Here is a 14,453-nt window from a genome sequence, read left to right as displayed (position 1 = left end):
ACGATGATCCCCATGAGCACGAGCTGGCTGAACCCCGCCCGCACGCCGTACACCGAGCGAGACCGTGCCCTCATCGGTGTCGAGCACGCCCGCCAGGCCCGCGCCCACTTCGAGACCCACCGCCGCTACCGGCCCACCCCGCTCCACCTCCTGCCCGCCCTGGCCCGCGCGGCGGGAGCCGGGACCGTCGGCGTCAAGGACGAGAGCGGGCGGCTCGGGCTCGACAGCTTCAAGGCGCTCGGCGGCGCGTACGCCGTGCACCGCCTCGTCCAGCGCGGCCAGGCCGACGCGAGCACCACCTTCGTCTGCGCCAGCGCGGGCAACCACGGCCTGTCCGTCGCCGCCGGGGTGCGCGAGATCGGCGGCACCTTCGTCGTCTACCTCGGCCACGACGTCCCCGAACCCTTCGCCGACCGCCTGCGCGCCCTCGGCGCGGAGGTACGGCGCTGGGGCGGCGACTACGGCCAGAGCATGTTCGCCGCGCTCCAGGCCGCCGACGACAACGGATGGCAGCTCGTCTCCGACAGCTCGTGGGACGGCTACACCGCCATCCCCCTCGACATCATGCGCGGCTACACCGTCCTGTTCGACGAACTGGCCGAGGCGCCCACTCACGTGTTCGTCCAGGCCGGAGTCGGCGGGCTCGCCGCCGCGGCCGCCGCGTACGTCCGCGACCGCTGGGGCGAACGGCCCGCCATCGTCGTCGTCGAACCCGAAGGCGCCCCCTGCCTGCTCGAAAGCGCCCGCGCCGGCGAACCCGTCCACGTCGAAGGCTCGCCCACGACGCTCGGCCGCCTGGACTGCCGTGAACCGTCCCTGATCGCCTACGAGCTCCTGTCCCACCTGGCCGACGCCTTCGTCACCATCACCGACGGCGAGGCCGCCGATGCCGCAGCCCGGCTGGCGGCCGAGGGCGTCTCCGTCTCGCCCTGCGGGGCCGCCGGGGCCGCAGGTCTGCTGGCACTCGACGCCGCCACCCGCCGGGCCCTCCACCTCGATTCGGATGCCCGGATCCTGCTCATCGGCACCGAGGGACCCGTGTGAAAATTGGGACCAACGGAACCAAAGTGATCGATGTGCCGTCCAACAGGGCGTGCAACCACCCAACCGGCCGAGGCACGTGCGAGGGGACGGCCGGCTGGCCGAGCTCGACCTGCTGCGGTTCGTCGCCGCTCTGGCGGTGCTCGCCTTCCACTACCTGATCGCGTTCGCCTCCGTCTGGGGAGACCGGCCCGCCGAGCTCTTCCCCGCTGTCGCCCCGATCGCGGGGCTCGGCATCCTCGGCGTCGAGCTGTTCTTCGTCATCAGCGGCTTCGTCATCCTCATGAGCGCGTGGGGGAGGGGGCTCGGGGCGTTCGCCTGGAGCAGGTTCGTCCGGCTCTACCCCGCCTACTGGATCAGCCTGGCCGCCGTCGCGGCTCTCTACGGCCTCACCGGCGCCAAGGCGCTCGACCCCAAGCTTTCGCCAGGGGAGTATCTGGTGAACGCCAGTATGTTCCAGCGTCTGTTCAAGGTCTTGGACGCCAGCGGTGTGTACTGGTCGCTCTGGGCCGAACTCCGCTTCTATCTGCTCATGGCCGTCCTCGTCATCATCGGCGTCACCTACGGCCGCGTCATGATCTTCGCCGGTCTCTGGCTGGCCGCCGCGCTCGGCGCCGAACTGCTCGGCAACGAGGTGCTCAACGAGATCGTCATGCCCCGCTACGCCCCCTACTTCGTCGCCGGCATGGCCCTCTACCTCGTCCACAAGAACCGCAACGCCGTGCTGCCCTGGCTCTACGTCGCCGGCGGCTATGTGCTGGCGGTCCACTCGGCGCTGGAACGCGTCCACGGCCGGATCAAGCTCGCCGGGATCAGGAGCATGCCCGTCAGCGACCTCAGCGTGATCATCACCATCACGCTCGTCTTCGCCGTCATGTCGCTCGTCGCGCTCGGCGCCTTCCGGCTGCGACCGTCCAGAACGCTCGCTGCGCTCGGCGCGACCACGTACCCGCTCTATCTCTTCCACTCCGTCGTCGGCGTCGCTCTCATCCCGCTCCTGGCCGCCAGAATGGCCCCCTGGGCCGCCGCCCTCACCACCACGCTCGCGGCCGTGCTCCTGTCCTATCTCGTTTACTCCCTTGCCGAACGCCCCATCCAGCGCCTCCTTAAGCCACGCAGACGTCCACAAACCCCACCAGCTTCCGCCGTAAATGTGGAAAAGGCTGCGGTGCCATAACTCTGTGACCCTGGGGCACTGTGAAGGGCATAGGCTCGGGCATATAAACGGCGGATAGACAGATCCGGACGAACAGAGGGTGTTGCATGACGGTGCGTCGGGTGATGGGCATCGAGACCGAGTACGGCATCTCCGTACCAGGTCAGCCAGGCGCCAACGCGATGGTCACGTCCTCGCAGGTGGTGAACGCCTACCTGGCGGCCTCCGCCGCCAGAGCGCGAAGGGCGAGGTGGGACTTCGAAGAGGAGAACCCGCTGCGCGACGCTCGCGGCTTCGACCTGGCCAGAGAGGTCGCCGACCCCAGCCAGCTCACCGATGAGGACCTTGGCCTGGCCAACGTCATCCTCACCAACGGCGCCCGGCTCTACGTCGATCACGCCCACCCCGAATACTCCACCCCCGAGTGCACCAACCCCCGCGCCGCGGTCATCTGGGACAAGGCCGGCGAACGCGTGATGTACGACGCCGCCCAGCGGGCCTCGGCCATCCCGTCGAACGCGCCCATCCAGCTCTACAAGAACAACACCGACGCCAAGGGCGCCAGCTACGGCTGCCACGAGAACTACCTCATGCGGCGCGCCACCCCCTTCGCCGACATCGTCCGCCACCTCACGCCGTTCTTCGTCTCCCGGCAGGTCGTCGTCGGCGCGGGCAAGGTCGGCATCGGGCAGGACTCGCGCGGCGAAGGCTTCCAGATCAGCCAGCGGGCCGACTTCTTCGAGGTCGAGGTCGGCCTGGAGACCACGCTCAAGCGGCCGATCATCAACACCAGGGACGAGCCGCACGCCGACCCGGAGAAGTACCGGCGGCTGCATGTGATCATCGGCGACGCCAACATGTCGGAAATTTCGACATACCTGAAGTTGGGCTCCACCGCCCTCGTCCTCGCCATGATCGAAGACGGCTTCCTCAGCCGCGACCTCGCCGTCGAGAACCCCGTCCAGGCCCTGCGCGCCGTCTCCCACGACCCCACCTGCCGCTACGAGATCCCGATGCGAGACGGGCGCAAGCTCACCGCCATCCAGCTGCAGATGGAATACCTCGAACAGGCTCGCAAGTACGTCGAGGAACGCGGCACCGCCCAGGAAGAGATGAACAAGGACATCCTCGACCGCTGGGAGTCCGTCCTCACCCGCCTGGCCGAAGACCCCATGCAGCTCTCCCGCGAACTCGACTGGGTCGCCAAACTCGAACTCCTCGAGGGCTACCGGACCCGCGACTCGCTCGCCTGGTCCCACCCCCGGCTGCAGCTCGTCGACCTTCAATACTCCGACATCCGCCCCGACCGCGGCCTCTACAACCGCCTCGTGGCCCGTGGTCGCATGCAGCGCCTGGTCACCGAGGACGACGTCCAGCGCGCCGTCGAGAACCCGCCCACGGACACCCGCGCCTACTTCCGCGGCCGCTGCCTGCGCCAGTACAGCGAGTCCGTCGCGGCGGCCTCCTGGGACTCGGTCATCTTCGACATCCCCGGCCGCGAATCCCTGCAGCGCGTACCGACCCTCGAACCGCTCCGGGGCACCAAGGCCCACGTGGGCGAACTCTTCGACCGCTGCCGCACCGCCGCCGACCTGGTCGCCGCCCTCACCGGCGGAGACTAACCGCTCACCGGCGAAGCTTGACCGCTGTACGTCTCCGGCCTCCCGCCGTAGCGGCGCTCACTTCGTACAAGCGGCTTCTTTACGGCACGGCACGGCACGGCACGGGAAGACGCCAACGCGCGCACGTCCGCTCAGAGCAGGCCCACGCCCAGCGTCAGCGTGCCCACGGCCAGCGCCGCGCCGCCCGCCACGGTCAGCCATATGAGCCTGCTCGGCTTGGTGTCGCTGGGGCGGACCACCGACAGGAAGAAGCCGAGCGGCATCAGGATCGGGGCGGCCACGATGAGCGTGCGCACCAGGCCCTTCAGGCCGTCCGAAAGGTCCGCCTGATCCACATAGAGCATCGCTACGAGGCTGAACAGCACCAGCACGCCCGCGTGAGCGTGCCCCGCCCGCCAGAGGCTGCGGCGCACCGGATTGTCGTTGTAGCCGGGCACGTTCCGCATCAGGAACGTCAGCAGCGACACGCCACCGAACGCCACCGCGGGGACTGTGATGAGGAGCACACCTGCCGTGCTCAGGGACGAGGGGGACATCGAAACCTCCTGTAGGGCAGGGGCCTCATTATTGGATAGGGGAACTATCTAGTCAAGTCGGCAAGATCGCGGGACGATCGGCGCGAAATGTCGCCCGGTTCGGGGAAGATATGCCTAGAGAGCAGTCCCCCAAGCGGAGGTAGGTAGGACATGGCAAGCAAGGACACCGGTGGCCAGAAGCAGGCTGGTCGGCGCGACAGCGAGGTCGAGGAGACCGAGGCGTCGGCGGCGCCGGACGTTCAGGAGCGCCAGGAGAAGCTGACCGACGATGTCGACGCGATCCTGGACGAAATTGACGAAGTTCTCGAAGAGAACGCAGAGGAGTTTGTTCGCAGCTACGTCCAAAAGGGCGGAGAGTAGGTCAGATCGGACATAGAAACGGGGGGCGTCGCCGCGCCGGCTTCTATGGGAGAGCGGTCCGAGTCTGATCGAGTGGGGCGTATTCGACGGCCACGCCGAGGAGGCGGACCGGCCGGGAGAGGTCGAAGCGGTCGAGCACGGTGAGGGCGGCGCGTGACAGCTCGACCGCGTCGGTGGTGGGTGTCGGCAGCTTGGATTGACGGCTGCGGGTGAGGAACGGGGTGAAGCGTACTTTCACCGACACCCGGACGATCATCCGTCCGGCGGCGGTCGCGTCTGAGGCGACCTGTCTGGCCAGTGTGGCTACGTGGGTGGAGATTTCGGTGCTGTCGGTGAGATCGTGCGGGAAGGTGGTCTCCCGGCTGTGCCCGCGGGCCACCCATGGGGTGGTGACGACTTCGGCTTCGCCTTTGCCGAGGGCGAGGTAGCGATACCAAGGGCCGTTCGTGGGGCCGAAGCGGCGGGCCAGGTCGGCGGGGTCGGCGGCGGCGAGTTGGGCGACCGTGTGGAGTCCCAGGTCGGCCAGCTTTTTGGCGATCTTGGCGCCGATGCCCCAGAGCGCGTCGGTGGGCCGGTCGTTCATGACCTCGGCCCAGTTGTCGTCGGTGAGGCGGAAGACGCCGGCCGGTTTCGCGAACGCGGAGGCGAGTTTGGCCTGGTGTTTGTTGTCGCCGATGCCGACGGAGCACGACAGCGCGGTCCTGTCCAGGACGGCCTGCCGTAGGGCGGCGGCCAGTGCCTCGGGGTCGTCGGTGCGGGCTCCGATGAACGCCTCGTCCCAGCCCCAGACCTCCACCAGGACGGGGAACTCGCGCAGCGTGGCCATGACCCGCTCGGACGCGGCCTCGTAGGCGGGTGGGTCGCTGGGCAGGAAGACGGCGTCGGGGCAGCGTCTGAGCGCGGTGCGCAGCGGCATGCCGGAGTGGACGCCGTGCTCGCGGGCTTCGTAGGTGGCGGTGGCGGCGACGGTGCGCGGCTGGGTGGGGTCGCCGGTGCCGCCGACCACGACGGGTCTGCCGCGGAGCTCGGGGTGCCGCAGGATCTCGACCGCGGCGATGAACTGGTCGAGGTCGACGTGCAGGATCCAGTCCTTGGCGGACATGTGTCCAGTATGCCGTCAGGGGCGGAGCAGCCGGTCGTCGCGGTAGAGGAGCGAGCGGCGGGGGAGGGCCCAGGCGGGGGCGCCGATGGGGGGTTCGTCGCCTTCGGGGACGACGGCCTGGATGAGGGTGCCGTCGGTTTCGAGGGTGACGAGGGTGCTGGTGCCGAGGTTCTCCAGGACGGAGACGGTGCCGGGGAAGGCGCCCGGGTGGGCTTCGAGCAGGAGTTCCAGGTATTCGGGCCGCGCCCCGTACACGACGTCGCCGTCGGGGACGCCCGCCGGGGCGGGGAGGGCGGCGCCGGCGACGTGGAGGGCGCCGGAGATGATCTCGCCGGGCAGCAGGTTCATGGGGGTGGAGCCGATGAAGGCGGCGACGAAGGTGGTCGCGGGGCGCTGGAACACCTCCGCGGGGGTGCCGACCTGGATCATCCGGCCGTGGGACATGACGGCGACGCGGTCGGCGAGGGCGAGGGCCTCGGCCTGGTCGTGGGTGACGAAGACGGTGGTGACGGCTAGTTCGCGCTGCAGTCGTTTGAGGAACGTACGGGCTTCCAGGCGGAGCCGGGCGTCGAGGTTGGACAGGGGTTCGTCGAAGAGGAAGGCGGTGGGGTGGCAGGCGATGGCGCGGGCGAGGGCGACGCGTTGCTGCTGGCCGCCGGACAACTGGGCGGGGCGGCGGTGAAGGAGGTCGGGCAGGCTGAGGCGCCGGGCGACTTCCGCGGCCTTGGCGGCGCGTTCCAGGCGGGGGACCTTCCTGATGCGCAGGGGGTAGGCGATGTTCTCGGAGACGGTCATGTGAGGGAAGAGGGCGTAGTCCTGGAAGACCATGGCGACGTCGCGGCGGCCGGGCGGCAGGGTGGTGACGTCGGTGTCGTTGATGCGGATGCTGCCCGAGGTGGGGGTCGCAAGGCCCGCGATGGTGCGCAGGAGGGTGGTCTTGCCGCAGCCCGACGGGCCGAGCAGGGCGAAGAACTCGCCGTCGGCGATCGTGAGGTCGAGGTCGTCGAGGGCGCGCACTCCGCCGGCGAACACCTTGGTGAGGCCGTGCAGCGAGATCACCGTTTGATCCCTCCGTGGAAGCGGAAGCCGTACCGCTGCGAGACGAACAGGTACATCGCCACCACCGGCAGCGAGTAGAGCAGGGAGAAGGTGGAGATGAGGTCGAGTCTGGGCGAGCCGCCCTCGGTGTAGAGGGTGTAGAGGATGACGGAGCCGGGGGCTTTGCCGGGGTCGCGCAGCAGGATGAACTGGAACAGGAAGCCGCCCCAGACGCTGGCCAGGGCCCAGACGGCGATGGTGGCCAGGCCGGGCCGCACCAGCGGGATCACGATGTGGCGGAGGATCTGCAGCGACGAGGCGCCGAAGACCCGGGCGGACTCCTCGTAGGTGGTGGGCGTCTCGTCCATGAAGTCCTTGAGGATGAAGATGGCGGCGGGCAGCAGGCCGCCGGAGACGACGAGGATGACGCCGAGGTGGGTGTCGATGAGGTCGAGCCGGGTGGCCAGCTCGAAGATGGGCACCATGGCGGCGGTGCCGGTGACGACGGACGACAGCAGCAGGAGCACGTAGAGCAGCACGTCGCGGCCCGGGATGCGGACCCTGGACAGGGCGTAGGCGGCCAGGGCGGCCAGGACGACGACGAGCGCGGCGGCGCCGCCGCCCTGGATGAGGGAGTTGCGGATGGACCCGAGCGCGTAGGGGTTGTCGAGGATGGCGGCGAAGTTGCGCAGCGTGAACTCGGGGACGGACGTGGTGATCGCCGGAGTGGCGTCGAAGGGGGCGCTGGCCAGCCAGAGCATGGGCAGCGTGAAGAAGGCCAGGACGACGGCGATGAACACGGTGGCGGCGAGCCGTCCGATGGCGTGCCGGATCATGCCGGTGGCCGTCCCGCCGCGCGGCGCCGGCCGCGCAGCAGTCTCAGGTATGCCAGGGCGAAGACGAGGTTGATGAGCAGGATGAGGAAGGACACGGCGGCGCCCGCGCCGAGTTCTCCGCCTTTGAGGGCGATGTTGTAGACGTAGACGGGCAGGATCTCGGAGCGTCCTTCCGGGCCGCCGCCGGTCAGGACGAACGGGGTGAAGTCGTTGAACGTCCACAGGCTGATCAGCAGCAGGTTCGTCAGCACGTGCCGCCGGATGAGCGGGAAGACCACGTCGCGCAGTTGCTGCGGCACGGAGGCGCCGGCCAGGCGGGCGGTTTCGAGCTGTGAGGGCGGCACGTTCTCCAGCGCCGCGGCGTACAACATCATCGAGAAGGCGGTGCCGCGCCAGACGTTGAAGACGACGATGGACAGCAGCGGGTAGTCCAGCAGCCAGCCGAACCCGGGCGTGCCCAGCAGCGCGTTGAGCGTGCCGTCGTCGCGGTCGAGCAGGGCGAACCAGAGGAAGCCGACGACCGTGCTGGGCAGGATCCAGGACAGCAGCACGACGCCTTCGACGGCCCGTCGCAGCGGCCCGCCGCGGGTGCGCAGCAGCCAGGCGAGGGTGAAGCCGAGCCCGGCCTGGCCGAGGATGGCGGAGCCGCCGACGTAGACGACGGTGAGCCAGAGCGAGCTGAGGAAGCGCGGGTCGCTCAGCGCGCGGGTGTAGTTGCCGAGGCCGACGACCTGGGGGTCGGCGGCGGCCAGGCCGGTGAGGCGATAGTCGGTGAGCCCGAGGTAGATCGTCCAGAGGGCGGGGAAGACGAGGAAGACGCCGATGAGGACGAGCGCGGGCAGCACGAACCCGGCCGCTCTCGCCCTGCCCAGCCCGGCCGCGTCACCTGGCGACGTGGTCCGCGCCACCGACCAGTCCCTCCAGCTTGGCCTGGTAGGCGGCGGCCGCCTCGTCGGCGCTCTTGCCGCTGACGATCGCCGCGGTGGCCTCCTGCAGGGCGATGGAGACCTGCGGGTAGACGGCGAGGCCGGGGCGGTAGGCGGTGATGGGCAGCACCTCGTCGGCGACGTACGCCAGCATCGGGTCGGCGTGGAGCACCTCGCCGTTGACGTCGCCGCGGGAGCTGATGCGGGCCTGTCCGGCGAGCTGTGCCTTGGTGGCCGCCGCGGAGTGCATGAACGCGAGCAGTTCCCAGGCCAGCTTGGGGTTCTTGGAGAACGGGTTCAGCACCCGTACGGCGCCGCCCGACATGCTGGCGAAGTCCTGGCCGCGGATGGCGGCGCCGGGGTTCTTGGCCGGGATCTTGGCGAAGCCGACGGCCGAGTCGCGGTCCGCCATGGGGGCGACCCCGGCCTTCGGCTCGATGACGGATCGCCAGAAGTAGTCGCTCTCGGCCAGGATCCCGATCTTGCCGGCCGCGAACTGGGCGAAGGACTTGTCGCGCCCCTTGGCCTCCTGCTGCAGCTTGGGGTCGCTGAGCCCGGAGGCGTAGAGCCGCTGGTAGAAGCCGAGCACGTCCTTCATGGCGGTGGAGGCGCCGGTCCACTTGCCGTCGGTGTAGATCTCGGACCCGGCGGCGGCGAGGAGGGGGAGCACGCCCTGCATGGTGGTGGCCTCGCCCATGGCGGTGCCGGCGTTGATCTGGATGGGGGTGGGCACGCCCGCGGCCTTCAGCCTGCCGCCGGCCGCGAAGATGTCCTCCCAGCTGGTGGGCTGCCACGGCTCGGGCAGGCCGGCCTTTTTGAACAGGGTCTTGTTGTAGAACAGGACCCGGCCGTCGGTGCCCTGGGGCAGGCCGTACTTCTTGCCGTCGAAGATGCCGAGTCCCTGTACGGCCTGCGGGATCTGCGACCAGCCCTCCCAGGAGTCGACGGCCGGCCCGCCCACGTCGGTGAGCGGCTTGATGTAGCCGGCCTGGGCGAATTCGCCGACCCAGATGCCGTCGAGGTCGATGACGTCGGCCCCGGCCTTCGACTTGAGGTCGAGCGCGATCTTGGTCTTGTACTGCTCGTCGTCGACGCCGCTGGGCTGGAAGAGCACCTTGACGTTCTGGTGGGCCTGCTCGAAGTTGGGGATCACCCACCGCTTGATCCAGTCGGCGGACTCGGAGTTCTTGCCGCCGGAGATCGAGTTGGCCGCGATGACGAGGGTGACGTCCTCCCCTCCGGCGGGGGCGCCGGATCCGCAGGCGCTGAGCGCCAGGATGGTGAGAACCGCGATCACCGCAGGTCGGCTGGGGAGTCGCATGTCGGCCTCCTGTTGAGGACGTGCAGACATACCGACAATCGCACGGCCTCTACTGGGCGTAAAGAAACGATCTGGTGACCGGTTCGCCGTGGGCTGATCGTGGGAAGTGCAGACAGCGACGCAACATGAGTAGGGTCCCTTTAGGGACAGTGACGTTTGGGAGGGAGTCGCGTGGCATCGCACATGGATCTGCCCACCGGCTTGATGGACCAGCTTTTCCACAACACCGGGAGTTCCTCGTTCACGGAGTTCGTCGGTTCGCACGCGCCGGGGCTGCTTCCGGTGCGTGGTGAGATTCTGGCCACGCCGATCGGCGACCAGGTTCCGCACGCGACGACGATCGTCGCCGCCACGTTCGCGGGCGGCGTGGTCATGGCGGGCGACCGGCGGGCGACGTCCGGCAACATCATTTCTCAGCGTGACGTGGAGAAGGTGTTCCGGACGGACGACTACTCGTGCATGGGCATCGCGGGCACGGCCAGCACGGGCATCGAGATGGCCCGGCTCTACCGGGTGGAGCTGGAGCACTACGAGAAGCTGGAAGGCCGCACGCTATCGGTCAACGGCAAGGCCAACCGGCTGGCGGCGATGATCCGCGGCAATCTCGGCATGGCGATGCAGGGGCTGGTGGTGGTGCCGCTGTTCGCCGCCTACGACGCGGAGCGGGACGGCGGGCGGATCTTCAGCTACGACGTGGCGGGCGGGCCGTACGAGCGTGACCGGTTCGACGCGATCGGTTCGGGTTCGATCTTCGCGCGGGGGTCGCTGAAGAAGCTCTACCGCGACGGGGCGTCGGCGGACGACATGGCGATGACGCTGATCCAGGCGTTGTACGACGCGGCGGACGACGATTCGGCCACCGGCGGGCCCGATGTGACGCGGAAGATCTGGCCGATCGTCTCGGTGATCGACGCCGACGGCTTCCGACGGCTGGCGGAGGAAGAGGTGACCGGCTACGTCGAGCAGATGCTCGAAGCGCGTCTCATCTCCCCTGACGGCCCCATCGCCCCGCTGCGCTAGAAAGGACCCCATCCGTGTCCATGCCTTTTGGATATGCGTCCCCTGAGCAGATCATGCGGGACAAGGCCGACTACGCGCGCAAAGGCATCGCGCGGGGCCGCAGCGTCGTCGTGCTGCAGTACGAGGACGGCATCCTGTTCGTCGCCCCCAACCCCTCACGGGCCCTGCACAAGATCAGCGAGATCTACGACCGCATCGGGTTCGCGGCGGTGGGCCGCTACAACGAGTTCGAAGAACTGCGGCTGGGCGGCATCCGCTACGCCGACATCAACGGCTACACCTACGACCGCTCCGACGTGACCGGCCGCGGGCTGGCCAACCTGTACGCGTCCAACCTGGGCCGCATCTTCACCGAGTCGATCAAGTCGCTCGAGGTGGAGGTCGTGGTGGCCGAGGTCGGCGACGTGCCGGACGGCGACGCGATCTACCGGCTGACGTTCGACGGCTCCGTCTTCGACGAACATGGCTTCGCGGCCATGGGCGGCCAGGCGGAGGCGGTGGGCACGCGGCTGAAGGAGGGCTACCGGGAGAGCATGCCGCTGGCCGACGCGCTGGAGGTGGCGCTGGCGGCCCTCACGGAGCCCGGTGGGGAGCGCCCGCCGGTGGGGCAGCTGGAGGTGGCGGTGCTGGACCGCAACCGCGAGCACCGCAAGTTCCAGCGGCTGGTGGGGCCACGCCTGGAACGCCTCCTGGCCGCCACGCCGGGCGCCGCCGCCGGCTCGCCGCTCGAAGCCGACGACTCCGGCTCCGACACCCCACCCCCGACCGGCCCCGAGGGTGACGTCGACGACGGCACGTCGCTCTAGCCAACTCTGATGTGGTTCCGCTCGGGCGGGCGTTCGTCGCCCGCCCGGGCGCTGGTTCCGTTATCCGGTCCCGTCCCGCTCAGGTAGGCGGTCTTCCCGCGCCCGGGCGCTGGTCTCGTGGTGTGGTTCCCGTCCCGCTCGGGCGCTGGTTCCCCTTCTGCTCGGGCGAGCGGTCTTCGACCGCCCGGGCCTTTTTTCTTTTTGTACGGCAGGCATGGGGCACCCCCACCCACCGCACAAGGCTGGGCCCTGTCCAGGGAAACGCTCCTCCGGTGATGCGGGGCCGGGCGCCGTGACGAGACGGCGACAAGCCATGGGCCGGTGTGACCTGGTTCACACGTATTTGGGCGAACCGGCGAACGGCATCTCGTATCGAAGAGAGCATGAATAACCCGATGCGCACCCTCCTGGCAGGCGCCGCCGCAGCAGCCGTCGTCCTGACCGCCGGTACGGCCGCGAATGCCGCCACCACGGACATCCCCACGTTCAAGGCGCCCAAGACCTTCGGCACGACCTTCCAGCCCGACCCGAAGCACGACTTCACCAAGCACATCTCCTCCCGGCACGACGGCATCCTGCGCGGCCTGATCACGCACCTCAGCGGCAGCACCGCCGAGTACACGCCGGTCAAGTGGAAGAAGGGCACCGTGACGGAGGGGCAGTTCGTCACTCCGCCCGAGGGTGACGCGATGGCCTACTCCTCGCGGATCGCGAAGAACGTGGTGTTCCTGTCGGCGTTCGGCTGCAAGGTGGCCGAAGGCGACCTCACGGTCGGCAAGAAGGACGCTCTCGGCGCCAAGAGCTGCTCGAGGTCCATCCTGATCAAGCGGCACAAGCGCGCCGCCCACCCGTCGCTGATCACGGTCTACAAGGGCGAGATCGTCAAGGTCCAGGAGATCTACACGCCCTGACGCCCCGGCGGCTCATGGCTTGTCGCCGTCTCGTCACGGCGCCCGGCCACGCATCACCGGAGGAGCGTTTCCCTGGACAGGGCCCAGCCCTGTGCGATGGGTGGGGGTGCCCCATGCTTGCCGTACAAAGAGAAAAGGTTGAGACGCCCGCGCGGGCGGGGCGGGAGCCAGGGCGCGGGACCGGGGAATGAGCGGGCGAAGGCCTACCCGGATGCGACCGGACCAGAAGCACGGACGGGGCGGGGACCGGAAGTGCGGATGGGGCGGGGCCGGAAATAGCACGGGCGGGACGGGGAGCGGAAGCGCGCGGCGCCGACCGGGGGATGGTCATCGGGGGATGGGCATCTGACGAGGGCGCGCGGGAAACACGGGGAAGATCTCTCCCGCTTGTCGATCCGTGGGCATAGTGTGAGGTGATGGATCGTCGCATCTTCGGGCTGGAGAACGAGTACGGCGTGACCTGCACGTTCAGGGGGCAGCGCAGGCTGTCCCCCGACGAGGTCGCGCGCTACCTGTTCCGGCGGGTCGTGTCCTGGGGCCGATCGAGCAACGTCTTCCTCCGCAACGGCGCACGTCTGTACCTCGACGTGGGCAGCCATCCTGAATACGCAACACCCGAGTGTGACAACGTCATCGAACTCGTCACCCACGACAAGGCCGGCGAACGCATCCTCGAGGGACTCCTCGTCGACGCCGAGAAGCGGCTGCGCGAAGAGGGCATCGCCGGTGACATCTATCTCTTCAAGAACAACACCGACTCCGCGGGAAACTCCTACGGCTGTCATGAGAACTACCTGGTCGGCAGGCACGGCGAGTTCGGCCGGCTGGCCGATGTCCTGATCCCGTTCCTGGTCACCCGGCAGATCATCTGCGGCGCGGGCAAGGTGCTGCAGACCCCGCGCGGCGCGGTCTACTGCGTGTCGCAGCGCGCCGAGCACATCTGGGAGGGCGTCTCCTCGGCGACGACCCGGTCCCGGCCGATCATCAACACGCGCGACGAGCCGCACGCCGACGCCGAGCGGTTCCGCCGCCTGCACGTCATCGTCGGCGACTCGAACATGAGCGAGGCCACCATGCTGCTCAAGGTCGGCGCCACCGACCTGGTGCTGCGCATGATCGAGGCGGGCACGGTGATGCGCGACCTGTCGCTGGAGAACCCGATCCGGGCGATCCGCGAGGTGTCCCACGACATGACCGGGCGGCGCCGGGTGCGGCTGGCCAACGGCCGTGAGGCGTCCAGCCTGGAGATCCAGATGGAATACCTGTCGAAGGCCAAGGACTTCGTCGACCGGCGGGGCGGCGACCCGATCGCGCGCCGGGTGCTGGAGCTGTGGGAGCGGACGCTGCACGCGGTCGAGACCGGCAACCTCGACCTGGTGGCGCGCGAGATCGACTGGGTGACCAAATACCAGCTCATCGAGCGTTACCGCAGGAAGTACGACCTGCCGCTGTCCTCGCCGAGGGTGGCGCAGCTCGACCTGGCCTACCACGACGTGCACCGCAAGCGCGGCCTGTTCTACCTGCTGCAGAAGCGCGGCTCGGTGGAGCGGGTGGCGTCCGACCTGAAGATCTTCGAGGCCAAGTCGGTGCCGCCGCAGACGACCAGGGCGCGGTTGCGGGGCGAGTTCATCCGGAAGGCGCAGGAGAAGCGGCGCGACTTCACCGTCGACTGGGTGCATCTCAAGCTGAACGATCAAGCGCAGCGTACGGTGCTGTGCAAGGACCCGTTCCGCAGCGTCGACGAGCGAGTGGACAAGCTCATCGCCGGAATGTAGCGA

14 protein-coding genes are annotated in these 14,453 nt (G+C 69.0%); 8 read left to right on the top strand and 6 right to left on the bottom strand.

Annotated elements, in window-relative coordinates:
* Positions 1 to 12: 12 nt before the first annotated feature.
* From ACGFNP_RS45350 to dop, 3 genes are all read left to right on the top strand, one after another.
* Positions 13 to 1,044 (top strand): pyridoxal-phosphate dependent enzyme, encoded by a 1,032-nt coding sequence (locus ACGFNP_RS45350; RefSeq protein ID WP_393329205.1) that lies wholly within the window; start codon positions 13 to 15, stop codon positions 1,042 to 1,044.
* A 76-nt stretch (positions 1,045 to 1,120) separates the two neighbouring features.
* Entirely contained in the window at positions 1,121 to 2,218 is a 1,098-nt protein-coding gene (locus tag ACGFNP_RS45345) for an acyltransferase (RefSeq protein WP_358324458.1), read from the top strand.
* Positions 2,219 to 2,304: 86 nt separating this feature from the next.
* Entirely contained in the window at positions 2,305 to 3,819 is a 1,515-nt protein-coding gene (gene dop, locus ACGFNP_RS45340; protein ID WP_358324455.1) for a depupylase/deamidase Dop, read from the top strand.
* A 131-nt stretch (positions 3,820 to 3,950) separates the two neighbouring features.
* Here the strand turns inward: dop and ACGFNP_RS45335 are convergent, their stop codons facing one another.
* The gene (locus ACGFNP_RS45335; protein WP_358324452.1) at positions 3,951 to 4,355 is read right to left on the bottom strand and encodes a hypothetical protein; all 405 of its coding nucleotides are present in this window, start codon (positions 4,353 to 4,355) and stop codon (positions 3,951 to 3,953) included.
* Positions 4,356 to 4,505: 150 nt separating this feature from the next.
* Here ACGFNP_RS45335 and ACGFNP_RS45330 point away from each other — a divergent pair, with 150 nt between their 5' ends.
* Complete coding sequence (locus ACGFNP_RS45330) at positions 4,506 to 4,715, top strand: ubiquitin-like protein Pup (protein WP_214636360.1); 210 nt, start codon at positions 4,506 to 4,508, stop codon at positions 4,713 to 4,715.
* Between the two features lie 43 nt (positions 4,716 to 4,758).
* On the opposite strand, the gene ACGFNP_RS45325 is transcribed toward ACGFNP_RS45330, so the two are convergent.
* The 5 genes from ACGFNP_RS45325 to ACGFNP_RS45305 are packed head-to-tail and all read right to left on the bottom strand — an operon-like array spanning position 4,759 to position 9,938.
* Positions 4,759 to 5,817 (bottom strand): DNA polymerase IV, encoded by a 1,059-nt coding sequence (locus ACGFNP_RS45325; RefSeq protein ID WP_393329202.1) that lies wholly within the window; start codon positions 5,815 to 5,817, stop codon positions 4,759 to 4,761.
* A 15-nt stretch (positions 5,818 to 5,832) separates the two neighbouring features.
* On the bottom strand, positions 5,833 to 6,876 hold the full coding sequence (locus ACGFNP_RS45320) for an ABC transporter ATP-binding protein (RefSeq protein ID WP_393329200.1): 1,044 nt from the start codon (positions 6,874 to 6,876) through the stop codon (positions 5,833 to 5,835).
* The gene (locus tag ACGFNP_RS45315) at positions 6,873 to 7,691 is read right to left on the bottom strand and encodes a carbohydrate ABC transporter permease (protein ID WP_358324443.1); all 819 of its coding nucleotides are present in this window, start codon (positions 7,689 to 7,691) and stop codon (positions 6,873 to 6,875) included. Before ACGFNP_RS45315 ends, ACGFNP_RS45320 begins: the two co-directional genes overlap by 4 nt.
* Positions 7,688 to 8,599: a sugar ABC transporter permease gene (locus ACGFNP_RS45310; RefSeq protein WP_358324440.1), complete on the bottom strand. Its 912-nt coding sequence runs from the start codon at positions 8,597 to 8,599 to the stop codon at positions 7,688 to 7,690. Before ACGFNP_RS45310 ends, ACGFNP_RS45315 begins: the two co-directional genes overlap by 4 nt.
* A complete protein-coding gene (locus ACGFNP_RS45305; RefSeq protein ID WP_393329199.1) occupies positions 8,574 to 9,938 on the bottom strand; it encodes an extracellular solute-binding protein in 1,365 nt (454 codons plus the stop codon). Before ACGFNP_RS45305 ends, ACGFNP_RS45310 begins: the two co-directional genes overlap by 26 nt.
* Before the next feature lie 171 nt (positions 9,939 to 10,109).
* Here ACGFNP_RS45305 and prcB point away from each other — a divergent pair, with 171 nt between their 5' ends.
* The 4 genes from prcB to pafA all read left to right on the top strand — a co-directional run bounded on the left by prcB (position 10,110) and on the right by pafA (position 14,450).
* Positions 10,110 to 10,958 carry a proteasome subunit beta gene (gene prcB / locus ACGFNP_RS45300; protein ID WP_358324434.1) on the top strand — a complete coding sequence of 283 codons (849 nt, stop codon included), beginning with the start codon at positions 10,110 to 10,112 and terminating at the stop codon, positions 10,956 to 10,958.
* 20 nt (positions 10,959 to 10,978) lie between these two features.
* A complete protein-coding gene (prcA, locus tag ACGFNP_RS45295; RefSeq protein WP_358324884.1) occupies positions 10,979 to 11,764 on the top strand; it encodes a proteasome subunit alpha in 786 nt (261 codons plus the stop codon).
* A 383-nt stretch (positions 11,765 to 12,147) separates the two neighbouring features.
* The gene (locus ACGFNP_RS45290) at positions 12,148 to 12,675 is read left to right on the top strand and encodes a hypothetical protein (protein WP_358324431.1); all 528 of its coding nucleotides are present in this window, start codon (positions 12,148 to 12,150) and stop codon (positions 12,673 to 12,675) included.
* 416 nt (positions 12,676 to 13,091) lie between these two features.
* Positions 13,092 to 14,450, top strand: coding sequence for a Pup--protein ligase (gene pafA / locus ACGFNP_RS45285; protein ID WP_358324428.1), 1,359 nt, complete (start codon positions 13,092 to 13,094; stop codon positions 14,448 to 14,450).
* Positions 14,451 to 14,453 lie beyond the last annotated feature (3 nt).

It is taken from the genome of Nonomuraea sp. NPDC049269 (assembly GCF_043197155.1).
GTDB lineage: Bacteria > Actinomycetota > Actinomycetes > Streptosporangiales > Streptosporangiaceae > Nonomuraea.
This window is presented reverse-complemented; position numbering and strand designations above follow the sequence as displayed.